At 37.0% G+C, this 22,460-nt stretch carries 24 protein-coding genes and 2 pseudogenes; 9 read left to right on the top strand and 17 right to left on the bottom strand.

Annotated elements, in window-relative coordinates; all coding sequences use genetic code 11:
• Window positions 1-62 precede the first annotated feature (62 nt).
• Window positions 63-491, bottom strand: a complete 429-nt coding sequence (locus tag ALW18_04670; protein ID AOE51873.1) for a hypothetical protein — start codon at window positions 489-491, stop codon at window positions 63-65.
• 157 nt (window positions 492-648) lie between these two features.
• Between ALW18_04670 and ALW18_04665 the strand changes: the two genes are divergently transcribed.
• On the top strand, window positions 649-3,279 hold the full coding sequence (locus ALW18_04665) for a valyl-tRNA synthetase (GenBank protein AOE51872.1): 2,631 nt from the start codon (window positions 649-651) through the stop codon (window positions 3,277-3,279).
• Window positions 3,280-3,337: 58 nt separating this feature from the next.
• Here the strand turns inward: ALW18_04665 and ALW18_04660 are convergent, their stop codons facing one another.
• From ALW18_04660 to ALW18_04625, 8 genes are all read right to left on the bottom strand, one after another.
• Window positions 3,338-4,420: a hypothetical protein gene (locus ALW18_04660; GenBank protein ID AOE51871.1), complete on the bottom strand. Its 1,083-nt coding sequence runs from the start codon at window positions 4,418-4,420 to the stop codon at window positions 3,338-3,340.
• Window positions 4,421-4,590: 170 nt separating this feature from the next.
• Entirely contained in the window at window positions 4,591-5,367 is a 777-nt protein-coding gene (locus tag ALW18_04655) for a superoxide dismutase (protein AOE51870.1), read from the bottom strand.
• Window positions 5,368-5,378: 11 nt separating this feature from the next.
• The gene (locus ALW18_04650; protein AOE51869.1) at window positions 5,379-5,642 is read right to left on the bottom strand and encodes a phosphatidylserine decarboxylase; all 264 of its coding nucleotides are present in this window, start codon (window positions 5,640-5,642) and stop codon (window positions 5,379-5,381) included.
• Complete coding sequence (locus tag ALW18_04645; protein ID AOE51868.1) at window positions 5,642-6,295, bottom strand: phosphatidylserine decarboxylase; 654 nt, start codon at window positions 6,293-6,295, stop codon at window positions 5,642-5,644. Before ALW18_04645 ends, ALW18_04650 begins: the two co-directional genes overlap by 1 nt.
• Window positions 6,285-7,112, bottom strand: a complete 828-nt coding sequence (locus tag ALW18_04640) for a phosphatidate cytidylyltransferase (GenBank protein ID AOE51867.1) — start codon at window positions 7,110-7,112, stop codon at window positions 6,285-6,287. The genes ALW18_04645 and ALW18_04640 overlap by 11 nt, the downstream gene beginning before the upstream one ends.
• 1 nt (window position 7,113) lies before the next feature.
• Entirely contained in the window at window positions 7,114-7,716 is a 603-nt protein-coding gene (locus ALW18_04635; protein AOE51866.1) for a lactate utilization protein B/C, read from the bottom strand.
• A 103-nt stretch (window positions 7,717-7,819) separates the two neighbouring features.
• On the bottom strand, window positions 7,820-9,745 hold the full coding sequence (locus ALW18_04630) for a peptidase M41 (GenBank protein ID AOE51865.1): 1,926 nt from the start codon (window positions 9,743-9,745) through the stop codon (window positions 7,820-7,822).
• 12 nt (window positions 9,746-9,757) lie between these two features.
• Window positions 9,758-10,129, bottom strand: coding sequence for a ribosome-associated protein IOJAP (locus tag ALW18_04625; protein AOE51864.1), 372 nt, complete (start codon window positions 10,127-10,129; stop codon window positions 9,758-9,760).
• Between the two features lie 101 nt (window positions 10,130-10,230).
• Here ALW18_04625 and ALW18_04620 point away from each other — a divergent pair, with 101 nt between their 5' ends.
• A complete protein-coding gene (locus tag ALW18_04620) occupies window positions 10,231-10,959 on the top strand; it encodes a biotin--acetyl-CoA-carboxylase ligase (GenBank protein ID AOE51863.1) in 729 nt (242 codons plus the stop codon).
• Window positions 10,960-11,134: 175 nt separating this feature from the next.
• On the opposite strand, the pseudogene ALW18_04615 reads toward ALW18_04620, so the two are convergent.
• The 5 genes and pseudogenes from ALW18_04615 to ALW18_04595 all read right to left on the bottom strand — a co-directional run bounded on the left by ALW18_04615 (window position 11,135) and on the right by ALW18_04595 (window position 14,145).
• Window positions 11,135-11,764 (bottom strand): annotated as a pseudogene (locus ALW18_04615) (hypothetical protein).
• Between the two features lie 81 nt (window positions 11,765-11,845).
• Window positions 11,846-12,379: a hypothetical protein gene (locus tag ALW18_04610; GenBank protein AOE51862.1), complete on the bottom strand. Its 534-nt coding sequence runs from the start codon at window positions 12,377-12,379 to the stop codon at window positions 11,846-11,848.
• A gap of 86 nt (window positions 12,380-12,465) precedes the next feature.
• On the bottom strand, window positions 12,466-12,858 hold the full coding sequence (locus ALW18_04605) for an orotate phosphoribosyltransferase (GenBank protein ID AOE51861.1): 393 nt from the start codon (window positions 12,856-12,858) through the stop codon (window positions 12,466-12,468).
• 191 nt (window positions 12,859-13,049) lie between these two features.
• Window positions 13,050-13,229 (bottom strand): annotated as a pseudogene (locus tag ALW18_04600) (hypothetical protein).
• A 268-nt stretch (window positions 13,230-13,497) separates the two neighbouring features.
• Window positions 13,498-14,145 (bottom strand): orotate phosphoribosyltransferase, encoded by a 648-nt coding sequence (locus ALW18_04595; GenBank protein AOE51860.1) that lies wholly within the window; start codon window positions 14,143-14,145, stop codon window positions 13,498-13,500.
• 7 nt (window positions 14,146-14,152) lie between these two features.
• On the opposite strand from ALW18_04595, the gene ALW18_04590 reads away from it, so the two are divergent.
• A complete protein-coding gene (locus ALW18_04590; GenBank protein AOE51859.1) occupies window positions 14,153-14,755 on the top strand; it encodes an NUDIX hydrolase in 603 nt (200 codons plus the stop codon).
• A gap of 64 nt (window positions 14,756-14,819) precedes the next feature.
• On the opposite strand, the gene ALW18_04585 is transcribed toward ALW18_04590, so the two are convergent.
• The 3 genes from ALW18_04585 to ALW18_04575 all read right to left on the bottom strand — a co-directional run bounded on the left by ALW18_04585 (window position 14,820) and on the right by ALW18_04575 (window position 18,084).
• Window positions 14,820-16,550 (bottom strand): hypothetical protein, encoded by a 1,731-nt coding sequence (locus tag ALW18_04585; protein ID AOE51858.1) that lies wholly within the window; start codon window positions 16,548-16,550, stop codon window positions 14,820-14,822.
• 5 nt (window positions 16,551-16,555) lie between these two features.
• Window positions 16,556-17,014, bottom strand: coding sequence for a phosphopantetheine adenylyltransferase (locus ALW18_04580; GenBank protein ID AOE51857.1), 459 nt, complete (start codon window positions 17,012-17,014; stop codon window positions 16,556-16,558).
• Between the two features lie 83 nt (window positions 17,015-17,097).
• Window positions 17,098-18,084 (bottom strand): D-alanine--D-alanine ligase, encoded by a 987-nt coding sequence (locus ALW18_04575; protein AOE51856.1) that lies wholly within the window; start codon window positions 18,082-18,084, stop codon window positions 17,098-17,100.
• Between the two features lie 264 nt (window positions 18,085-18,348).
• Here ALW18_04575 and ALW18_04570 point away from each other — a divergent pair, with 264 nt between their 5' ends.
• The 6 genes from ALW18_04570 to ALW18_04545 all read left to right on the top strand — a co-directional run bounded on the left by ALW18_04570 (window position 18,349) and on the right by ALW18_04545 (window position 22,458).
• Window positions 18,349-18,588 (top strand): hypothetical protein, encoded by a 240-nt coding sequence (locus tag ALW18_04570; GenBank protein AOE51855.1) that lies wholly within the window; start codon window positions 18,349-18,351, stop codon window positions 18,586-18,588.
• A gap of 50 nt (window positions 18,589-18,638) precedes the next feature.
• Entirely contained in the window at window positions 18,639-19,517 is an 879-nt protein-coding gene (locus ALW18_04565) for a hypothetical protein (GenBank protein AOE51854.1), read from the top strand.
• On the top strand, window positions 19,507-19,926 hold the full coding sequence (locus ALW18_04560) for a hypothetical protein (GenBank protein AOE51853.1): 420 nt from the start codon (window positions 19,507-19,509) through the stop codon (window positions 19,924-19,926). Before ALW18_04565 ends, ALW18_04560 begins: the two co-directional genes overlap by 11 nt.
• A complete protein-coding gene (locus ALW18_04555) occupies window positions 19,923-20,717 on the top strand; it encodes a hypothetical protein (protein ID AOE51852.1) in 795 nt (264 codons plus the stop codon). The genes ALW18_04560 and ALW18_04555 overlap by 4 nt, the downstream gene beginning before the upstream one ends.
• Before the next feature lie 81 nt (window positions 20,718-20,798).
• On the top strand, window positions 20,799-21,419 hold the full coding sequence (locus ALW18_04550) for a hypothetical protein (GenBank protein ID AOE51851.1): 621 nt from the start codon (window positions 20,799-20,801) through the stop codon (window positions 21,417-21,419).
• Window positions 21,412-22,458 (top strand): pseudouridine synthase, encoded by a 1,047-nt coding sequence (locus ALW18_04545; protein AOE51850.1) that lies wholly within the window; start codon window positions 21,412-21,414, stop codon window positions 22,456-22,458. The genes ALW18_04550 and ALW18_04545 overlap by 8 nt, the downstream gene beginning before the upstream one ends.
• The last annotated feature ends 2 nt before the right edge of the window (window positions 22,459-22,460 follow it).

Here is a 22,460-nt window from a genome sequence, read left to right as displayed (position 1 = left end):
AAAAAGTTATAAATAAAAAAGCCCTGCAATTGCAGGGCTTGGGTATATTTTAAAAATTGGTATTACTGATTAGGAAGTGTTTTCTTTTTTTCAAGAATATTAACCTCGTCTTTTTTAACAACTTCACCTTTTAATTTAAGAGCCACAACACCATCAGGATAGTTAACCGCATTAGATTGAACTGTGATAGTTTTACGTATTGGACCTAAGCCCATATTGTATTTAACATCGATTTTTCCTGTTTTTCCCGGTGGTATAGGGTCTTTAGTCCATGTAGGTACAGTGCATCCGCATGTAGATTTCACGTCTTTAATAACCAGAGGAGCGTCTCCTGTGTTTTTGAATTCAAATGTCCTTAATCCGTTATCATCATCCTTGTTTGTCGTGCCGTAGTCTACAGTGTCAGACTTTAAATCCAGTTTAGCGCCCGACTGCGCATAAGTGGCTGTAGTAATAAGGATAACTGCGATAAGGCTTAAAATTCTTTTCATGATAAATTATTTTGATTTAGTAAAAATACTGAGTTTAAATTAAAGTGCAAATATTGGTGTATGTTTTTTTAAAATTGTACTTATATAGTTACTTTTGCATACAATTTGCAAAAAACATACCAATATTTTTTTGGAATAATATATACCACTATAAGCTATGACGATCCCATCTCAATTTGACGCCAAAACAGCTGAAAGCAAATGGTACGGCTACTGGATGAAAAATAATTATTTTCACTCAGAACCGGACCATAGAACGCCGTATACAATTGTAATACCACCACCTAACGTAACAGGGGTGCTGCACATGGGGCATATGCTTAACAATACAATTCAGGATGTACTTATAAGACGCGCGCGCCTTAGAGGCTATAATGCCTGCTGGGTACCTGGAACAGATCACGCTTCTATTGCAACAGAGGCTAAGGTTGTAGCGAAGCTTAAAGAAGAAGGCATTAATAAAAATGACCTTACCCGTGAAGAGTTTCTTACGCATGCCTGGGACTGGACTCATAAGTATGGAGGTGTTATCCTGGAGCAGCTTAAAAAGCTGGGTGCTTCATGCGATTGGGAGCGTACTAAGTTTACAATGGATGATGATATGTCGGCAGCGGTTATAAAATCGTTTGTTGATTTTTATAATAAAGGGCTTATTTATCGCGGTTACCGTATGGTGAACTGGGATCCGGAAGCGAAAACTACACTTTCGGACGAAGAAGTTATTTATGAAGAAAGACAGGGTAAGTTATACCATTTGAAGTATCAGATTGAAGGTACAGAAGATTTTGTAATTGTAGCTACTACACGTCCTGAAACTATTTTAGGTGATACTGCTATATGTATTAATCCTAACGATGAGCGTTATACGCACCTTAAAGGTAAAAAAGCCATCGTACCTATTGCTAACCGTGTTATACCTATCATCTTTGATGAGTATGTGGATATGGAGTTTGGTACAGGCTGTCTTAAAGTTACACCTGCGCATGATGTAAACGATAAAGAACTTGGCGAAAGACACAATCTTGAAATAATAGATATTTTTAATGACGATGCTACACTGAACAGCTTTGGGCTTCAGTATGCCGGTAAAGACCGTTTTGTTGTAAGAGATGAAATTGCGAAAGATCTTGAGACAATTGGGAATCTTGAAAAAATAGAAAACCATATTAATAAGGTAGGTACTTCTGAAAGAACTAAAGCGGTTATTGAGCCAAGACTTTCGGACCAGTGGTTCCTTAAAATGGAAGACCTTGCTAAGCCTGCTATCAAAGCTGTGCTTGAGTCGGAAGAAGTAAAATTATACCCCAACCGTTTTAATAATACCTACCGCCATTGGATGGAAAACATCCGTGACTGGAATATTTCACGTCAGCTTTGGTGGGGCCAGCAGATTCCTGCTTACTATTATGGTGAAGGAAAAGAAGATTTTGTTGTAGCGCAAACGGCTGAAGACGCATTGGTTTTGGCGAAACAAACTACAGGAAATCAAAATCTTACTGTTGAGAATTTAAGACAGGATCCCGATACGCTTGATACATGGTTCTCTGCATGGTTATGGCCAATGTCGGTTTTTGATGGTGTTGTTAATCCTGAAAATGAAGATTTTAAATACTATTACCCAACTAACGACCTTGTAACCGGTCCGGATATTTTATTCTTCTGGGTAGCAAGAATGGTTATGGCAGGTTATGAATTTGCGGGCGAAAAACCTTTTAGCAATGTTTACCTTACCGGACTTGTTCGTGATAGCCAACGCCGAAAAATGTCTAAATCATTAGGTAATTCACCTGATCCTTTAGATCTTATTGAGAAATTTGGTGCAGATGGCGTTCGTGTAGGATTATTGTTAAGTGCTGCTGCCGGTAATGATATTCTTTTTGATGAAGAACTTTGTAATCAGGGTAAAGCGTTTACAAATAAAATATGGAATGCTTTCCGACTGATAAAAGGGTGGGAAGTAGCTGATATTGAACAACCGGATTACGCTAGAAAAGCAGTTAACTGGTATGAAGCGAAGGTGAATAAAACACTTGCGGAAATTGATGATCATTTTGAAAAATACAGGATATCAGATGCGCTTATGGCAATCTATAAACTGGTTTGGGATGACTTCTGTTCGTGGTTCCTTGAAATGATCAAGCCGGCTTATCAGCAGCCTATTGACAGGGTTACTTTTAACAGCGCTATAGAAATGCTTGAGAATAACCTGAAATTGCTGCATCCGTTTATGCCTTTCCTTACAGAGGAAATATGGCATCATATTGCGGAAAGAAGTACTGATGAGGCATTGATTATTTCTAAATGGCCTACGCTAAAACAAGCTGATGAAAGACTTATCTCAGGCTTTGATGTGGCTGCTGAAGTCATTGCAGGTATCCGTACCATCAGAAAAGAGAAAAATATCCCTCAGAAAGATGCTATAGAGCTTAAAGTTGTTAATAACGAAGGTTTACCAAGTGAGTATGACAGTATTATTGTTAAGCTTGGTAATATTTCGGACTTAGAATATGTTGCAGAAAAAGTTTCGGGAGCACTAACGTTCAGGGTACGATCTAACGAGTACTTTGTTCCTGTAACCGGTTCTGTAAATGTTGAGGAAGAAATAGCTAAACTTACCGAAGAACTAAATTATAACCGTGGGTTCTTAAAATCGGTTCAGGCAAAGCTTTCAAATGAAAAGTTTGTAGGTAGTGCTCCGGAAAAAGTTGTAGCTATGGAGAGGCAAAAAGAGGCTGATGCGTTAGCTAAAATTGCAACAATCGAGCAAAGTCTTGAAAGCTTAAGATAGTCATTCATGATATTAAAAAAGTCGGCCTATGGCCGACTTTTTTTGCTTTATAGGGTAACTATTTTTTGTCGAAATAAGTTATTGTTCTTTCTGCAACGAATTGAGGAATACCATTTATTTTTACTATTTTCTTTGTCCAGTTGCCTTTGGCATCATATGTATATGCATATTCTCTTTTATCGACTTCTTTGTTATTAGCATCAACTCCAATTACAGATATTTGGTTGCTATGGCTGTCATAAGTAAATCTTCCTGCCATAAAAGGGATATCATTCTTATAAACTTGCCATTCAAGCCTGTTGCCCTTGTCATCATAACCAAACTTCTCAAGTGTTTTAGTTTTATCAATATTTTCGTAGGTAAGATGTGTAAGCATATTACCTTTTTTATCATAGGTAAAATCTTCAGAAAATTCTATTTCACCGTTACTGTTATTAACAAATTTTCGCGTTAGGTTGTCACCATCATAATTTGAGATTGTCTCATAGCTCTTTTTGCCATCTCCGGTATATCGCGCATCAGAAATTTTATTACCTTTTTTATCGTATTTAAATACAGCCTTATATTGAACTTCGCCTGTAGAATTGTAAAAACTTTCTTCAATTACATTTCCTTTACCATCATATATATAGGTGGTTTTTTCATTAAGTGTATTTTGTGACGATAATGTTGTTTTTTTTGCAAGCTTATCTTTTTGATACTCCATTTCAACCCTGTCTATTTGAGAGTTATCGGCATTACGGCGGGTAATGGCAATATTGTTCTCTCCGGATGCATCCCAATCATAAGAGGTTTTAATTGCAGGTGAATTATTTATGTACTGTACAACTTCCAGCTTTTTGTTGCGTCCTCTGTATTTGATGGTTTCAAGTGGAGCTTCAGTAATGTATAATTTTTCATTTGTAAGAAGGCCATCTTCATCAAAGTTTAAATCTGAATTCCGGCTGCTATGATCTTCATGAAGTGTCTTTAGCTTTTCAAGTTTTTCGTTAACCTGCCATGATTGTGTGCTGATGCTTTTTACATTTGCGTTAAGCTTGTAAAATGCCCAGTCTGTGTCTTTATGGTCAATTATTTTCTTTTCATCTTTTTGGCATGAAGCTAAAATTAGTAAAGCTATAAAGGGGTAGAAGTACTTCATTTATTTGTATCGTTAGTTTTATGGATTTTTGTTAAAGGTTTCAAAAATGGGTATTTTTTTTGAAACAGGCAAGTTTTGAAATGTTGGACTGGTATTTAAATAATGGATAAAAACAAAATCCGCCCTAATGTTACATTAGGGCGGATTAAATATAAATTAAATGCCTGCGATTACTTTACAGCTACTGCAGCATCATATTTTTTGCTAACTGCATCCCAGTTAATTACATTAAAAAAAGCGGTAATATAGTCAGGTCTTTTGTTTTGGTATTCTAAATAATAAGCGTGTTCCCATACATCAAGTGCAAGAACGGGTTTGCCCGAAATACCTGTGTTAGGCATTAGCGGGTTATCCTGGTTAGGAGTACTGCCAATAACAAGCTTGCCAGTTTTGTCCAGTACCAACCATGCCCATCCTGAACCAAACTGTTTTGTAGCAGCTTCAGTAAATTGCGTTTTAAAATTCTCGTAAGAACCAAAATCTTTATTGATAGCTTCTGCTAGAGCACCTTTTGGAGTACCGCCACCATTTGGTCCCATAACTTCCCAAAAGAAAGTATGGTTGTAAAAACCACCACCGTTATTTCTAACAGTTTTATTTTCCGGATTTAGGGTTGCTAATATCTCCTCGATTGTTTTCTTTTCAAGATCGGTACCTTTTATAGCCTTGTTTAGCTCGTCTGTATATTTTTTATAATGCTTAGAATAGTGTACTTCCATTGTTTTAGCATCAATGTGAGGTGCAAGGGCATCATAAGCGTAACCTAGTTTAGCAACCTGAAAAGGACCGCCTTCTGCCTTAACATCATCAGGACTACCAATTGGTGCTGCCGTTTCTTTTTGAGGTTCTGGTACAGCAACCACTTCTTCAAGGTTGTTCTTGTCCTTACATGACTGTAATGCTGTCATTACTACAAAAGCCGAAAGTAGTATTCTTACTTTTTTCATAATACGAAATTTTATTTAATTATAGAATTTATTGTCTCTATGTATAATTCTTTTGCTTCATCTGCGGTAAGGTGCCTTACCTGCATCCATGCGTTCATTTTAAAGGCGTTACGTAAGTCGAAACTTTGGTAATGGTTCATATAGGCCATCCCTTGTGTCGCCTGCTTATAATAAGCATAAATACGCAGCATGACATCTTGCGGAAGCGCTTCGGTCATACCGGATGCTTTTTCATAAGCTTCCTGAAACAAGGTGTCCAGATCTTTTTCCTGCATTAAGCTTTTGTTGCAATTATTGTTTTACCGCCAATAGCTTTTTCACCAAGCTTTACATTTACCTCTGTACCTAAAGGTAAGAATAAATCTACTCTCGAGCCAAATTTAATAAATCCGGCATCTGTCCCCTGAACTACCTGCATGCCTTCCTGAGCATAATTTACAATACGCCTTGCAAGAGCTCCTGCAATTTGCCTGTATAGTATCTCGCCAAAAAGCACGTTTTCGATAACGATGGTTGTACGCTCGTTTTCTTCGCTGGCTTTTGGATGCCACGCCACAAGGTATTTACCAGGGTGGTATTTACTGAATTTTATAAGTCCGTTTACGGCGTAACGCGTAACGTGAACGTTGATGGGTGACATGAAAATAGAAACCTGAAGACGTTTGTCTTTAAAGTATTCCGGCTCATACACCTCTTCGATAACAACTACTTTACCGTCTACTGGTGCAATAATGTTGTGGTCAGCGGCCTGAACATAGCGTTTTGGATTCCTGAAAAATTGCAGGATTAGAATTAAAAACGCTACAGCTACAAGCTGAACGATAAGTTTAAGCGTTGCACTTGGTATAAAACGTTCTGCAAGCAATGCAATGGCTACTGTTACAAATAACCCGATAAAAATAAGTTTAGCTCCTTCTTTATGAAACATACGTTAAGATTTGGTAATACAAAAATAGAAAAGGTATTGCAAATATAATACTATCCAGCCTGTCTAATATACCTCCATGGCCTGGCATAATTTTTCCACTGTCTTTTACACCTGCTTTTCTTTTAAGCTGCGATTCAACCAAATCGCCAAGCGTACCAAAGATTACAAGTAGTATAGCGGCTCCCATCCATGTGGCGGGAGAGTTGAAAACAGGTGTTATAAATACGTCAAACTGACTAAGGATATAAGCAGCAGCTATCGCGAAAATCATTCCCCCTAAAAAGCCTTCGACAGTTTTTTTGGGAGATATGCGTTCAAACAGCTTACGTTTACCCATAGTTTTACCTACAATGTAGGCAAAAGTGTCGTTAGACCATATAAGGATAAAACTTCCAATAATTACATGGGGAGTATAAACGTCGGCTATTAAAAAAGGCAGTCTTATTATTAAAATAAATGGTAGAATTACATAACCTATCAACTTAGCCAGTTTTCCTGTATTGTCTCGTGGTGTCGGTTTAGCCTTTCCAAACAATTCTACAAGTAATGATATCGCTATAAGCAATGCACCCGCATCTAAAAGAAGGTTTGTGTATATATCGGCCTGTATAAACGGAGAGAATAAAATAATACCGGCTACTCCTAAAATAATCGGTGTTGTTTGTTGAAGATTTACCAGTCGGCAGAATTCAACAATAGCTATTAACATAAAAATGCCAAATAACGCAATGTAACTAAAAGGGTGGAAGAGGGTAGCACCTATAAGGAGTACTATATATACTATGCCTGACAGCGCCCTGACGATGCTTTCATTCATACTACAGGTCTTCTAAAAGTAACAGGTAGAGATTTTTAGCAGAACTACCGTAATGCAGGAAATCTTCTTCTTTTACTTTTTCAAAATATTTAATGGTGGTAATATTGGTAGGGTAATCTTTGTCGTATTTCTTTTTGATTTCCCTAAGACCATCGCTCTTATTAGCAAGAATCTGGCTTGTAGTGGCAAATATTACAATATTTGCAGGTAACTCATTAGGCTTATTTTGTTTTATCTGGTTAGATGAAAACAGTATAGAACCTTCGTCGGCAATCAGGTTTTCGCATGATGCTAAGATGAACTTAGGATTTACCGGTTTTGTGTAATTTAGCTTGTTTTCGTCGAGCAGGCTGTAAAGTTTAGGCTCAAGGCACATGGCTTCACATTCAAACCAGTCGTTTTCTTCAAGTACATTAAGAAACTGTTCGTGTACTTCGGTAAGGTTATCACAGTAAATAAATTTACCGCCGTTCTTCTTGAAATTAAGCATAAAAAGCTCGTCAACAGGAAGTTGTTGTTCCGGAAGATAAGGGTTCCCGTCAGGGTTCCTTTCCTCGTTAGAAACATCGTTAACAGCGCCAAAAATTTTCTTGAAAAGACTCATACCTTCAATCCCTTATTACTCCTGATATGCTCAAAGATAAAAAAATCTTAATTCAATTTGGGGATTGAATTAAGATTTTTATAAATATTAGCAAAAATTTTGGTTATGCTTCTGTAATTACCTCATGCTCATGTTTGTCGAAAGGTCTTTTCCCAAAAATTTCCTCAAGGTCATCTTTAAAAATAACTTCTTTCTCAATAAGTATGTCGGCAAGCTTAAGTAACTTGTCTTTATTATCCTCAAGCAATTGTATTGCTCTTTTGTACTGGTCTTCTATAAGAGTAGAGATTTCCTGGTCTATTAGCTTTGCAGTATCCTCGGAGTAGGGCTTAGAGAAGTTGTATTCACTTTGCCCTGATGAGTCATAATATGTAACGTTCCCTATCTTCTCATTAAGACCGTAAACGGTAACCATGGCACGGGCCTGTTTTGTTACCTTTTCAAGATCGCTTAATGCACCGGTAGATATCCTGTTGAAAATTACTTTCTCAGCAGCACGCCCACCCATTGTAGCACACATTTCGTCCATCATCTGGTCAGGTCTTACAATAAGCCTTTCTTCAGGTAAATACCATGCAGCACCAAGGCTTTGGCCTCGTGGTACAATAGTAACTTTTACAAGAGGCGCAGCATGCTCAAGCATCCAGCTAACAGTTGCATGTCCTGCTTCGTGTATAGCAATAGCTCTTTTTTCTTCAGGCGAAACAATCTTGTTTTTCTTCTCAAGACCACCTACAATACGGTCAACCGCATCAAGGAAATCCTGTTTCTCTACCAGTTTCTTGTCTTTTCTTGCAGCTACAAGGGCAGCTTCGTTACAAACATTTGCAATGTCTGCACCCGAGAAGCCAGGTGTTTGTTTAGCAAGGAATTCGGTATCAAGATCGTCACCTTTTTTAAGAGGTTTTAAATGTACTTCAAATATTTCCCTTCTTTCACGAATGTCCGGAAGGTCAACATAAATCTGCCTGTCAAAACGACCTGCACGCATAAGTGCTTTATCAAGTACATCGGCGCGGTTAGTCGCTGCAAGAACAATAACGTTAGTGTTAGTTCCAAAACCATCCATCTCTGTAAGAAGCTGGTTAAGGGTGTTTTCACGTTCGTCATTAGATCCTGAGAAGTTGTTTTTTCCACGGGCACGACCTACGGCATCAATTTCATCGATGAAGATAATAGCCGGAGATTTTTCTTTAGCTTGTTTGAACAGGTCACGTACACGTGATGCACCAACACCTACAAACATCTCTACGAAGTCAGAACCTGACAGCGAGAAGAATGGAACTTTGGCTTCACCTGCAACAGCTTTAGCCAGTAGGGTTTTGCCTGTTCCCGGAGGGCCTACAAGTAACGCACCTTTAGGTATTTTACCACCAATGCTGGTGTACTTTTCAGGGTTTCTAAGGAATTCAACGATCTCCTGGATCTCTTCCTTAGCACCTTCAAGGCCTGCAACATCTTTAAATGTTACTTTGATGTCGTTCTTTTCGTCAAACAGTTTGGCTTTAGACTTACCGATATTAAATATCTGGCCGCCACCGCCACCTGCACCGCCACCTGACATACGTCGCATCATGAAAATCCAAATTCCAACAATTACGAGTATTGGTAAAAGCGTTAATAAAAGTTCACCCCAGTTACTGTCTGCCTGCGGATCATAATCGTTTAGCTTGCCTGATTCACGGGCAAGGTCAAGCCTTTTCTGAAACTCTTCAGCATTACCAGTCTGTAATGTGTAATGAGGGCCTTTGTTAGGCTTGTCGAATATATCTTTTTGTACTTTTTCGTGCTCAGGCAACTTAAGTGCGTCCGACTTAAGGTATACCTCTGCATTGGTTTTTGTGTATGTAACTTTATTAATTTCTCCTTCGTCCAGATATTTATAAAATCTCGCGAGAGAGATAGGTTTAGGGTCATTCCAGCTCGATCCGCTTGCTACAAAATTTATAGCTACGAATATGAGTATAATCCCGGCGTAAATAAACAACGGGCTTATTCTAAACTTTGTAGGTTTATTATCTTTTGACATGAATTTGTTTTATTAATAGTTGTTTCCTATTGATGTGATGCGTGCATCTCCCCAAAGGCTTTCTATGTTGTAGTATTCACGAATGTGTTTCTGGAACACGTGTACAACAATGTTTACGTAATCCATAAGAACCCATTCACCGTTCTCGGTGCCTTCAACATGCCATGGCTTATCTTTCAATGCTTTGGAAACAGTTTTTTGGATGGAGTGAACAATAGCGTTCACCTGAGTATTAGAGGTACCGTTACATATTACAAAGTAGTCACAAACAGTATTGTCTATATCTCTAAGATCAAGAATATCAATATCATTTCCTTTCACTTCTTCAATACCTTTGATGATAGAGGCTAATAAATCATCATTACTTACATTTTTTTTCGCCATTTAAAATTATGTGTTTTCGCAAAGTTATCATTTTTTGTATTTACTTTTGACCTTTTACATCAAAGATTACTGCATAAAAAAGCAATACAAAGTTATTTGTAATGAATATCATCAAACTCAGTGCCATTAACTCCACAAACGACTACTTAAAAGAACTATCTTCAAGGCAGTATGTAGAGAACTTTACCCTCGTAACTGCCGAGAATCAAACTGCCGGACGTGGGCAAATGGGGGCGGAGTGGAGTGTCGAGCCGGGTAAGAACCTTACATTTAGTGTTTTAATTAAAGATTTGTTGTTGCAGATCGATGAGATTTTTAACCTGAATGCAGCTGTCGCAGTGAGTGTTGCCGATGCATTGGACGGTCTTCATCTGTCTGATATTTGTATAAAATGGCCTAACGACATTTTGGCAGGAAACAAAAAAATTGGTGGCATACTAATAGAGAACAGCATTAAAAACAACGGAGAGATTTACTCTGTTGTTGGTATAGGGTTGAATGTCAATCAGAAAAAATTTGATGGGCTTTCTAAAGCTTGTTCACTTGCTGTATTGTCTGGCAGGGAATATGACAAAGAAGAAATTATGTTTGCTATTGCCGAAAACTTAAAACGCAATGTAGCGGCAATTCTTAATAAGAATACAAATGTTATTTGGCAGAAATACCATAAAAAATTATATAAAAAAAACACTCCAATGCCTTTTGAAAAAGAAGGAGTTCGTTTTATGGGAATCATAAAAGGAGTCTCTAATGGTGGTAACCTAATAGTACAGCTTGAAGATGATTCTATTTCAGAATATGGACTTAAAGAAGTTCAGCTTCTTTATTAATCCGAATATAGACAGTACAAAAAGCCGGCTCATATTCATGAGCCGGCTTTTTAAATATTGATATTATTTTGGCTTATACTATTTTTAAGCCATCATTTTCTTCTTCGTCAAATTCTTCATCATCACCTTCGGGGTCAAACTCATTAATAAGGAAATCAACAACCAATTCTACGGTGTCTCCATTTTCATCAAGTCCCCAGTAAGCAGGGTAGTAACCATCTCCCCAGCCTGAAGCAAACATTACGACATTATTGTCGGAGTCAGCATCTGGGCGGTGGTCATTCCAGTCGCCTAATTCTCTCGAAAAGTTATTTTTACCCGAGTATTCAATGAATTCTTTTGATAACACATCATCATAATAATTCGATTCAGGGTTTTTCTCCTGTAGTTCATCCATTTTAGCAATAAAACGTACATTCGTTTCTTCATCAAGAAAACACGCAAGACCCGATTCTACAGGGAAACCATAAAACTCATCTTCACCTAAGTCGGTAAGTTCTTCATTCGTAAGATCGTCTGTAAGTGCGAGAATCCATTTTTTAGCTTCTTCAGACCTGAATTTTATTTTTGCATACGCAATCCTGTGGTGAAGTTTGTCAATTTCAGAAACGTAAATAAATACTGGGTATTTATCAGGTTCTACTGTTCTTGAAAAAGGTCTTTGTTCTAATGAGAAAAATGGGTCGGAAACGATAATCTTTCCAGTTGGTAGATTTAGATCGCCTATGTGAATTTCTGTGAGTTCCTGAGAGTTCATCTCATCATCTAGGTCATAGTGCAATTCAAAGTCGTTTATGTCTTTCATGGATGTTTTTTTTGATGCTTAAATGTACTCAAAAGCTTTATCATGAAAGGCGTTTTTATAAAATCTTTAACGGCTGTTTTATTACTCTGCTTTTATTTCTTCAAAAGAAGCGTCCTGCGGTTCGGGTATGACAAGTTCTTCTGATAATGAGGGTAATAAAGCTTTCATGTTTAAAAGGTTGTGGCCTCCGGTGTCTACAAAATACCAGTTCGCACCTTTATCTAAAGAAATCGCCAGCATGCTTGCGGTATTTGTTAGCTTGCCGCCGGGAATATACATCTCTATTATCTCAGGTATTACTGCCTGTCGCTCATCGCCAACAGCAATAATTTTAGATGGAACTCCAAATTTTATAGCTGCAAAAGTAACCTCCTTATTTTCCAGATCTTTAAGGTCACGAACGGTTTGGTCGTAAACTCTGTCTTCGCCTCCCATAGATTTAATAACGGCAGGGTGGCTGTACTTAAGAAATGCTTTATAATCTTTAGCAATGAATTTTTTACCCATATCATCTGCCTGCTGCAGCATTTTTGTTACCATAGCAGTATCGTCCTGAGCCATTACAGCTAAGGGTAGTGCCAAAAGGATGAGTAGTATCATTAATTTTTTTTTCATTTTTATATACAATGTTTTATCGCATAAAAATATAAAAAAAGCCTTTTAGTAAATGCTAAAAGGCTTTTTTTATGAAGTATACTGATTTACAGTTTGTGCATGTTTTGCGCTAAGGTCTCAATAAATTTGGTTATTGGGCCTTTTATCATCATAGCCATCATAGCATTGAATTCACCTTCAAAATGAAGCTGTACTTCGCTCGAAGCATCTGATACTGAATTTATCTTTCCTGTAAGTGTAAACGGAAGTTTATCACTTGCAGCTCCAAGAACCACTTTGTTTGGTGCTGTTTTTTCTTTCAGTTTCAGTTTTATTTCCGGCATACCTTTAAGTGCAAAAATAAAAGATTCCTCTCCGGTAACTTCAAATTTTGCAATATTATCAGGCATTAACTTCTCGAAATTTTTAACATCAATAAGCTGTTCGAAAATATATTGAGCGGGTTTCTCTACCGTAACTTTAGGACTATCTAAATTCATGCTATTGTTTTATCGCTAATGTATAATACTTTTTGTTATTATTTTTTCTTTCCAAAAAGTTTTTCAACTTGTTTCTTCCCTATTTCATTGGACATGTAAACCTGAGCATTTTCGTTTTTGTCTGATGAAAAAGAAATCCTTAAAGTTGGTGTACCAAGGAATTTTTGAAAACTAAGCCAAAGATAGCGGTTTGGTAGTTCAAGCATTACACTTTCTTTTGGCATTGTTTTGAATCCCTCCTCAATTGCTGCATAAAGATCGTTAAAAGTGTTGTCTACATCCTCAAAAGAAAAACTTTCATATTGCTCAAGCTGTTTGAATTTAGAATCTTTTATTCTTACGGTGTAAATATTCTCAGATTTAGTTATTTCAGCTTCAAGAGGGGCGCCAAACTGCTGAGCTTTACCGATAGTTTCAGTTGTTGTAGCGCTTTTTTCAACTTTTTTCAACTGAGCAAAAGATAATGATGTTGTAAGTAATACTAATAATAAAGTGATTTTTTTCATGATTGGTTTGTGTGAAAATTGGTTTAAATTAAATTATCGTTTAATATGTTAAAATTGTATCGTAAGAAAAATGGAAATGGATTCCTTCCCGCTAAAAAAGCGAGTAAAGATTAAATTAAATTAATTGAAAATACTAAACTTCCTGTCCCCATGTAGACGGGCTTTTGCTCCATTCTATAAGAGTTTCCTGCTCTTCTTCAGTGATATATTGTTTTGCTACAGCCAGGTCAAGAAGTGTTTCGTAGTTGCCAAGGGTATGCAGGGTAACGTTTGCTTTCTTAAAGTTTTCTACAGATATATCAAAACCATAAGTAAATATAGCTACCATGCCTTTTACGTTTGCTCCGGCTGCTTTAAGCGCTTCAACAGCCATTAGGCTACTGTTTCCTGTGCTTATAAGGTCTTCTACAACTACAACGTTCTGACCTTTTTGAAGAAAACCTTCGACCTGGTTTTGGCGTCCGTGTTTTTTCGCTTCCGGCCTTACGTATACAAACGGTAGCCCCATATACTCCGCAACAAGAATTCCAATGCCTATTGCACCGGTTGCAACCCCTGCAATAACGTCTGGTTTTCCAAATTCTTTCTCAATATGTTTGGAAAATTCTTCACGAATGTAATTCCTAATAGGTGGAAATGAGAGAGTTATCCTATTGTCGCAGTAAATAGGAGATTTCCATCCTGAAGCCCATGTAAAAGGATTTTTAGGATTTAATTTAATTGCGTTTATTTGTAAAAGCAATTCGGCTGTTTTTTTGGCGGTGTCTATATTGAAAATCATATTGCAAATGTATAAAGTTTTTGTAAACGATAAACCACTTTTTTTGACAAATACTGTTGAAAAAGAAACTGATTTCAGGATGTTTTTACTGGAGAGTGTTGATATTGAGCAATTGATAGTAAATATGTTCAATAACAAGGTAAAGAAAGCATTTCTTTACCATCCTGATGAGAAGGAAACTCTTAAGAAATTAAAGGAGAAAATACCTGTGGCGAAGGCCGGGGGCGGACTCGTTTATAATAAGAAAGGCGAGGTGCTTTTTATTTTCCGTAACGGAAAATGGGATCTTCCGAAGGGAGGTATAGAAAAACACGAGGAAATTGAGGATACCGCTATGCGTGAAGTAGAGGAGGAAACCGGTGTAGGCGGACTTAAAATTACCAACAAACTTCAAAAAACCTACCATATTTTTAAACGTAATGGTACGTACAGGTTAAAAATTACCCATTGGTTTGAGATGAAAACAAGCTTTGACGGAAAGCTTCAGGGCCAGCTTGAAGAAGGTATTGAAAAAGTGGCGTGGCTTAATCCTGATCAGATTAAAGAAGCTCTTACGAACTCGTATGACAATATTAAATTGCTATTTGAACCTTCTGAGGTAGAGAAATAGTTAGTATACAATACAAAAAAGCAGGCTACGGATTAACGTAGCCTGCTTTTTTGTATTGTATACTTTATTTGACCTTTCTGTATACCGGATACTCCATATGTGTTTTTTCATAATACACAGAGTGACGGTAAATCCAGTCTAACTGGGCATCGGCATTATCTGCAAATGCTTTATCATCTTGTTTTTTTTGTTCGAATTTAGCTTTTAAACCTTTGTCTTTCTTTAGAAGTTCAGCAGCGGTGTCTTCAAAAACATAGTCTGAGAAATATTCTTTCTGCTGAAGGATTGCATCAAAAAAGTTCCACGCAAAGTAAGAATCTACACCTTGCGGCTCTAAAGTTTCTAAAAGATATTTAACTCCGGGCTGTTGTGTATTAATAACGAAATCGCCCTTTTGGAACAGTACTTTTCGTGTTGCAGTTTCCAGCGTTATACTATTATGGGGATAATGCCCTTCATAAGCAGATTTAGATGTTTTAAAATCTTTAATCCTGTAGCTTTCAACCTCTATTTCAGTATTGTTAGCAAGTGACTCCATTACGATATTGTTGATCTTTAACAGCTCAATAGCATTCCACCATGATTTCGGTATGATGTAGGCTTGCGGAATGGTAACTTCTATAACAGGCTGATATGTTTGGTAATAAGGCAACATTTTACTAAATGGCTTTTTACGATCATAATATAATCTTTGTTTACTGGTAACCTCACTTGTTTTATAATCGCCATGATATCCTAAAAAGGGTAGGGTAGTAACCTGTGTGGAGTCTATCTCCCATTGCAATGTGTAGCGTGAGCCCGGTTTATAATTCTCCAGATTTTCAGATCGCAGTAATTTTATCCTGTTGTGGTTTTTATCGATATATGATAATGACTCCGCCATATATTCGTAAGTAACCTTTACACGTGAAGCATAATCTTTAAGCATGTGTGTCTCGGGCATAGATCCCGGAACATTAAACATAGATGCATATCCTGTGGAATAACGGGGATAGTCCATAAATTGTTCAAATCCTGCAGCATCGGGCTTAGTGTCATGTACATTTACGTACGGTGTCGCCTCAATACCTTTTGCTTTCATTGCAGATAACACCTGCGGCAATAGCTCTTCTTTAAAATAGGTACCTAGTTCTCCTCCAAGTTTTTGATGATGTGTGGCTATATAGGTAAATACATATTGATAGTCGGCACCATTGCTAACGTGGTTGTCTATAAAAACATCGGGATTTACTTTATGAAAAATCTGAGCAAAGCTCCTGGCATTTCGGGTGTCGCTTTTCAGGAAGTCACGGTTAAGGTCGTAATTTCTTTCGTTGCCACGAAAACCATAGCTTTCAGGTCCGTTTTGATTGGCTCTTGTGTATGAGTTTCGGTTTAAGGCCCCTCCAATATTGTATATAGGAATGTTTACGAGAACTGTGTTGGAAGGTGCTTTTAATTTTCCTATTGCCAGATCGCGATACAGCATCATCGTAGCGTCTATACCGTCCGGCTCACCAGGATGAATACCATTGTTAAGAAGCAGTACAGCTTTATTTTTATGTATCTGATTAAAATCAAATTTTTTGTCAGGGTTGTAAATAACAATATGTAATGGTTCCCCACTGTCAGTAGGCCCCATTTCAAGCATTTGTATGGTTTCAAAATTTTCATCCAACAGCTTGAAAAAGGCTATTGTTTCGGCATAGGTAGCGGTTTGGTTCCCGTTCCCTTTTTCATATGGGGTTTGGTACATAGGCTTTTTTTGTGCTGAAAGTGAGCAGGTAAAAAACAATAACAGTAAAAATTGCTTCATAAATATTATTTAACCACCCTTACAGCATCGGGTACCAATATGGTGTAATCTCCGCCATTGCGAAGCACGTCGCGTACAATACTCGAACTGATGTAAGAAGTGCTGGCAGCAGTAAGTAAGAATACCGTTTCAATTTTAGAAAGCTGCCTGTTAGTATGCGCAATCGCTTTTTCAAATTCAAAGTCGGCAGGATTACGTAGTCCGCGTAATATAAAGCCTGCACCTACTTTTCGGCACAGGTCGATAGTTAGCCCTTCATAAGTAACCACTTCCACTTTAGGATCACCTGCAAACGATTTTTCAATAAAACGCTTACGCTCTTCCAGCGAAAACATGTATTTTTTTTCGGCATTAACCCCAATAGCTATAATTACCTTATCAAACAGGCTTATACCACGTTTAATAATGTCGTGATGGCCAAGTGTAATAGGATCGAATGATCCGGGAAATACTGCTATTTTCATTGTATATTTTTTAGATTAAAAATATGAGATTCTTCGACTCCGCTTTTTTTTGCCGGGAAGAGAAATCACTGCAACCGTCTGATTTATTTCTTCCAAAGTACTTTACGCTGTAACGCCAGTTTAATTTCGCTGTCGAGCAATTCAGTAAACGGTATATCGGCATGCTGAGCTTGCTGCGGAAAAATACTTTGTTGTGATAGTCCCGGGTTGGTATTTATTTCTATAAAATGAGGTTCGCCGTTTCTGATTATAAAATCGGTACGGGAAAAGCCACTCATTCCCAAAGCTTCATAAGCTTTGGCTGCTGTTTCGCGCACTTTCCTTTCCGTTTCGGCATCAATACGTGCAGGTGTTATTTCATCCGATTTTCCCTGGTATTTGGCCTCGTAGTCAAAAAAGTCGTTGTGCGATACAATTTCGGTTAAACCAAGAACGGTTGTTTTTCCGTTAAGGTTAAGCACCCCGACAGATACTTCTGTACCTTTAATATATTCTTCGATAAGGATATCTGAATCTTCAGCAAATGCAAAATTCAAAGCTTTATCAAATTCTGAAATTTCATTTACTTTAGAAACGCCAAGGCTGCTTCCGCTTTGGTTTGGCTTTACCATAAAAGGCAGGCCAAGCGTTTCGACTATCTGTTGGGCAGTTACAACATCTCCTTTAGAAAGATAGATTGATTTTGCTTTGGGTATATTGAATTTTGAAAGTACCGATAAGGTATCTCTTTTATTGAATGTAAGTGCCGATTGGTAAAAACCGCATCCGGTGTATGGAAGGTCTATCAGTTCCCAATACGATTGCATGTGTCCGTCTTCGCCCGGTGTTCCGTGAATAGTATTTACCGCAACGTCGAAAGTAACTTTGCCGCCCTCTTTTTCAAAAGAAAAATCTCCTTTGTTTATAGGATATTTGTTGCCATCTACAAGCACATTCCATCCTTCAGGAAGGATATGTATCTCATAAGGGGTATATTTATTACGGTCAAGATTTTTTAATATAAGCTGGCCGCTTCGGATAGAAATAACGGATTCGTCTGAATATCCGCCCATTACTACTGCTACATTCATTTATTTTAGATATTTAATACTATCACAAAAGTATTACTATTTCCCGAACTGTAAACTAATTAATTTCCCAATAGCTATTTTACTAATATCAGTTAAAAAATGAATTTTTTGTAGTTATTTTCTGAATATGTTAAAGTTTGTAAGTTTATTATTGCGAGGCTTTTTTTTCGATAAGTTTACCTGCATTTAATTTTATGGCCATTAAATTGTTGTCGTGTAAACCGAAAAACGAAAGAGTAGGTAATTTATAATTTTCAACCAACCATGAAAAAAAAATCTATCTTAGTTGGCGCATTAATGATGTGCCTAATGTTTTCTCTACCAGCTGATGCGCGTAAGCCTCGTAATGGTAACTATGTTAATAGTGAAGGTTGTTTAATTGTTTGGGAAGCAACATACTTCCTGGGTATAAGGACAAGCTATCATGAAACTAAATTTTGTAACAGTGACGGAAGTCCAGTGGATTTCGGACTAGTTGAAGAAGGCTTCGACAGCAACTTTTAATTTATAAAGGGGAGAGTGGTTTTACCCACTCTCTCTTTCTCTAATATAATATGAAATATTTATATTCTTTATTTTTTTTGTCCGGCATTCATTTTTGTTTATTTGCTCAAACAATTAGAGGTGTGGTGCTTGACAATAACACTAATGAACCAGTACCTTATGCTAACATTGTTTTAAGGGATAAAAACCTTGGTGTTTCGGCTACTATAGATGGAAAATTTGAATTTGACTTGCAAAATGAAACAGGCTTACTTGTTGTTTCATCTATAGGTTACGAAGAAAAAGAACTGGATATCTCGTTATTGGTTAGTGATCCAAATATAATAGTAGCATTATCTCAGAAAGCTAATGAATTAAATGAGATAGTTCTTGATAATAAGAAAACAAAATATTCGAGGGTTAAAAGCTTAGGTCTGCCTAAAAAAGCAAAAGTATCCACAGGGCTTCCGTTTGGCAATGAAATTTGCAGTTATATAAAAAATACATATCATAAGAAAGGATTGCTTAAAAATATTTGGCTTGACCTACAGAAAGAGTCGAACGCTGATTATATAGCTACATATAATATAAAATTCTATGAGTATGATGAAAATCTTAAAAAGCCCGGTAACGAGTTATACGATAAAAACTTAATTATATATCCTGAAAATAAAACCTATAAATTAAAAATTCCAGTTGATAGTCTTGGTATTGCATTTCCTAAAAATGGTATTTGTGTAGGTGTGGAAATTATAAATACCAAATATACAGGCAAGCTGAAATCGATGGCATTAGTAGGCCCTCGCATTAACTTTACACATTCTCCAATGGAAATAGTAAGCTGGAGCAGGTTTAGGAATAAGAAATGGAATGTAGACACGCACAAGTCAAGAGTAAGAAAAGATTTTATAAATTTTCTTCTTGGAATTGATGTTGTAATTGAAAAATAAAAATAATATGAAAAGTAAAATAAAATATATATTTCTGTTTATGATTATTGGTTTCGCAATGAACGGACAAAATAAACAACAGGCAGAAAAGTGGCTGATAAATAACTGGAAAGTTCAATATTTATTTGAAAATGGTAAAAAGGAAATCCCATCAAAAAACCAGGTGAATGACGGTATTGTTTTTCAGAAGAATTTTGGGTTTACTATGTTCCAGGAAGGGCAGCAATTAAATGGAACCTGGAAATACAATGAAGCAAAAAAACAGCTTGAACTTGATATTACTGCACTAGGAATTAAAACTAAGCTAAAGGTGCTTAAGCTTTCGGTAAGTGAATTTGTATACGAAACCAAATATGATGATGGCACAGTATTTAAATATCACATGACACCTAAAGTAAAAGCGAAATGAAAAAGGGTTTAATTATATTTCTTTTTTTTATTCAGTTTATGGCTCTCAAAGCTCAGGACTTTCATGGAAGTGCTGTATACATATTAAAAAATAACACCCCTGATCTAAAGTTTGGAGAAGATGTTAGTGACGATGCTAAGAAAAAACTTTTAGAAAAGGTAAGCGATGCATCTAAACAATTTTATATTCTCAATTTTGATAAGACAAGATCGGTATATCAGGAAGATTTGGCACTTATCTCTCCGGTTGGTAAAATGAGGATTACCCGTACTTCGAGCTCGCTGCAAGATCAGTCAGGTAAAATATATAAGGATATAAAAAATAAAATTCTTCTTATTGAAAAAGATTTTCTGGGTAAGAGCTTTTTGGTTTCAGATTCTTTACAGCCATTGCAATGGACTTTTAAAAATGAAACAAAACAAATAGGTGATTACTTATGTTATAAAGCTGTTGCAGAAGTAACAGGAAATGAAGTTGAGGATTTTATAAGAAAAAAAATGAAAGCTTCAAATAAAACTTTTGCTAAGGAATCAGATACTAATTCTGAAATTATAACCGCATGGTATACGCCGGATATTCCTGTAAACCAAGGGCCTAAAGCGTATTGGGGTCTTCCAGGGCTTATACTCGAGGTAAATACTCCGGTATCAACAATATTATGTTCTAAGATAATCCTTAACGGGAAAGACAATTTTTCTATTAAAATACCCGTTAAAGGAAAAAAAGTTACTATAGATCAATATTCCCGGACTATATTAGATAAGTTACAGGAAATGGAAAACATGGAATAAGATGTTTTTATTTTTCGGGCAGCTATTCTTTTATATGCAAGGTTTGGTATTATTCCTATCTTTGCCCAAAATTCATACTACATGACCCTTAAAGATTTTTTACAGAGTAAAGTTTTTTTCAAACAGTTAGCATTTGCATTTTTAATTGTAGTTGTAGTGATATTTTTATTGCTGCAATACCTTAGTTATGCTACAAATCACGGAGAGGAAATACCTGTTCCTGACTTACGAAAAATGACTGTTGAAAAAGCAGAAGAAACACTTGACGCAGTAGATCTTGATTATGTGGTACTGGACACCATAGACTTTAATAAAGATTTTCCGCCGTATACTATTGTGCAGCAAGACCCGCTTCCGAAGGTAAATGTAAAGGACGGAAGAAAAGTATACCTTAAAATAAACTCGGCAGGATATGCTCAGGTTAGTGTACCGGATATTATTCAGAAAACATATAGGGCGGCTCTTCCGGCGTTAAAAACAGTAGGTCTTGATGAAGGTAAAAAAACCTACAAGCCCTATTTAGCTAAAGATGTTGTTCTTGAAGTATGGCAGAATGGTAAAAAACTTAAGGCAGGGGATAAGGTGCTTAAAGCATCTAAAATTGACCTTGTGCTTGGCGACGGGAAAACAGGTTATGAAGAAGCAGATACAGATTCTGTAAAAGTATTAGAAGACAGGACAGAAACGGAGACAAATGAGTAATATACCAATTATAGAACAGGAATCAGACGAGGAGTTATATGAACATTTCCGTTTTGAAGCAGGCAAAGGACAATCGCCCCTAAGGGTTGATAAATTTCTTATGAACCTGGTAGAGAATGCTACACGTAATAAGATACAAAAGGCTGCAGAGTCGGGAAACATCTATGTAAACGATGTTGCTGTAAAGTCTAACCATAAGGTTAAGGCCAATGATATTGTAAGGGTACTGTTAGAGCACCCACCCTATGAATACCTTCTTGAACCGGAGAATATTCCATTAAATATTGTTTACGAAGATGACCAGTTGCTTATTGTAAATAAGGAGCCGGGTATGGTTGTTCACCCGGGACACGGAAATTATTCGGGTACCCTGGTAAATGCGCTTGCGTACCACTTTGAGAACCTACCAATGAACAGTAGCGAAAGACCGGGTCTTGTACACCGTATCGATAAAGATACATCGGGTCTACTGGTTATAGCAAAGACTGAACAAGCAATGACCCACCTTACAAAACAATTTGCCGACAAAACTTCTGAAAGGGAGTATGTTGCTATTGTTTGGGGGAATGTAGACGAAGATGAAGGAACTATTGAAGGTAATATAGACCGCCACGTAAAAGACCGTATGCAAATGGCTGTTTTTCCTGATGGAGATCAAGGCAAACACGCTGTAACGCATTACAAAGTACTTGAGCGTCTGGGTTATGTGACTTTGGTTTCATGTAAACTGGAAACAGGGCGTACACACCAGATACGTGTACACATGAAACACATAGGACATACCTTATTTAATGATGCCCGCTATGGTGGAGACCTTATACTTAAGGGAACTACATTTACTAAATACAAACAGTTTATAGACAACTGTTTTAAAATATTGCCACGCCAGGCACTACACGCAAAAACACTGGGCTTTGAACACCCAACAACAAAAGAGTTTATGCGCTTTGACAGCGAAATTCCAAACGATATGCAGGAGTGCATAGAGAAGTGGCGCACCTATTCTAAGTCGCATACTATAGAAGAGGAAGAAGATTAAAT

It is taken from the genome of Flavobacterium psychrophilum (assembly GCA_001708385.1).
In the GTDB taxonomy this organism is placed as follows: Bacteria; Bacteroidota; Bacteroidia; order Flavobacteriales; family Flavobacteriaceae; genus Flavobacterium; species Flavobacterium psychrophilum_A.
The sequence above is the reverse complement of the archived record's forward strand: the minus strand, read 5'-3'. Positions and strand labels throughout refer to the sequence as shown.

What these genes read in the sequence shown, in the direction of transcription:
- ALW18_04640 (AOE51867.1), bottom strand. Translation starts at nt 7,112, where the DNA reads ATGAATGAAAGCATCGTCAGGGCGCTGTCAGGCATAGTATATATAGTA.
- ALW18_04555 (AOE51852.1), top strand. Translation starts at nt 19,923, where the DNA reads ATGAAAAAGGGTTTAATTATATTTCTTTTTTTTATTCAGTTTATGGCT.
- ALW18_04670 (AOE51873.1), bottom strand. Translation starts at nt 491, where the DNA reads ATGAAAAGAATTTTAAGCCTTATCGCAGTTATCCTTATTACTACAGCC.
- ALW18_04620 (AOE51863.1), top strand. Translation starts at nt 10,231, where the DNA reads ATGAATATCATCAAACTCAGTGCCATTAACTCCACAAACGACTACTTA.
- ALW18_04580 (AOE51857.1), bottom strand. Translation starts at nt 17,014, where the DNA reads ATGAAAATAGCAGTATTTCCCGGATCATTCGATCCTATTACACTTGGC.
- ALW18_04630 (AOE51865.1), bottom strand. Translation starts at nt 9,745, where the DNA reads ATGTCAAAAGATAATAAACCTACAAAGTTTAGAATAAGCCCGTTGTTT.
- ALW18_04570 (AOE51855.1), top strand. Translation starts at nt 18,349, where the DNA reads ATGAAAAAAAAATCTATCTTAGTTGGCGCATTAATGATGTGCCTAATG.
- ALW18_04605 (AOE51861.1), bottom strand. Translation starts at nt 12,858, where the DNA reads ATGAATTTAGATAGTCCTAAAGTTACGGTAGAGAAACCCGCTCAATAT.
- ALW18_04665 (AOE51872.1), top strand. Translation starts at nt 649, where the DNA reads ATGACGATCCCATCTCAATTTGACGCCAAAACAGCTGAAAGCAAATGG.
- ALW18_04550 (AOE51851.1), top strand. Translation starts at nt 20,799, where the DNA reads ATGACCCTTAAAGATTTTTTACAGAGTAAAGTTTTTTTCAAACAGTTA.
- ALW18_04595 (AOE51860.1), bottom strand. Translation starts at nt 14,145, where the DNA reads ATGATTTTCAATATAGACACCGCCAAAAAAACAGCCGAATTGCTTTTA.
- ALW18_04660 (AOE51871.1), bottom strand. Translation starts at nt 4,420, where the DNA reads ATGAAGTACTTCTACCCCTTTATAGCTTTACTAATTTTAGCTTCATGC.
- ALW18_04585 (AOE51858.1), bottom strand. Translation starts at nt 16,550, where the DNA reads ATGAAGCAATTTTTACTGTTATTGTTTTTTACCTGCTCACTTTCAGCA.
- ALW18_04610 (AOE51862.1), bottom strand. Translation starts at nt 12,379, where the DNA reads ATGAAAAAAAAATTAATGATACTACTCATCCTTTTGGCACTACCCTTA.
- ALW18_04635 (AOE51866.1), bottom strand. Translation starts at nt 7,716, where the DNA reads ATGAGTCTTTTCAAGAAAATTTTTGGCGCTGTTAACGATGTTTCTAAC.
- ALW18_04645 (AOE51868.1), bottom strand. Translation starts at nt 6,295, where the DNA reads ATGTTTCATAAAGAAGGAGCTAAACTTATTTTTATCGGGTTATTTGTA.
- ALW18_04545 (AOE51850.1), top strand. Translation starts at nt 21,412, where the DNA reads ATGAGTAATATACCAATTATAGAACAGGAATCAGACGAGGAGTTATAT.
- ALW18_04590 (AOE51859.1), top strand. Translation starts at nt 14,153, where the DNA reads ATGTATAAAGTTTTTGTAAACGATAAACCACTTTTTTTGACAAATACT.
- ALW18_04575 (AOE51856.1), bottom strand. Translation starts at nt 18,084, where the DNA reads ATGAATGTAGCAGTAGTAATGGGCGGATATTCAGACGAATCCGTTATT.
- ALW18_04625 (AOE51864.1), bottom strand. Translation starts at nt 10,129, where the DNA reads ATGGCGAAAAAAAATGTAAGTAATGATGATTTATTAGCCTCTATCATC.
- ALW18_04565 (AOE51854.1), top strand. Translation starts at nt 18,639, where the DNA reads ATGAAATATTTATATTCTTTATTTTTTTTGTCCGGCATTCATTTTTGT.
- ALW18_04655 (AOE51870.1), bottom strand. Translation starts at nt 5,367, where the DNA reads ATGAAAAAAGTAAGAATACTACTTTCGGCTTTTGTAGTAATGACAGCA.
- ALW18_04650 (AOE51869.1), bottom strand. Translation starts at nt 5,642, where the DNA reads ATGCAGGAAAAAGATCTGGACACCTTGTTTCAGGAAGCTTATGAAAAA.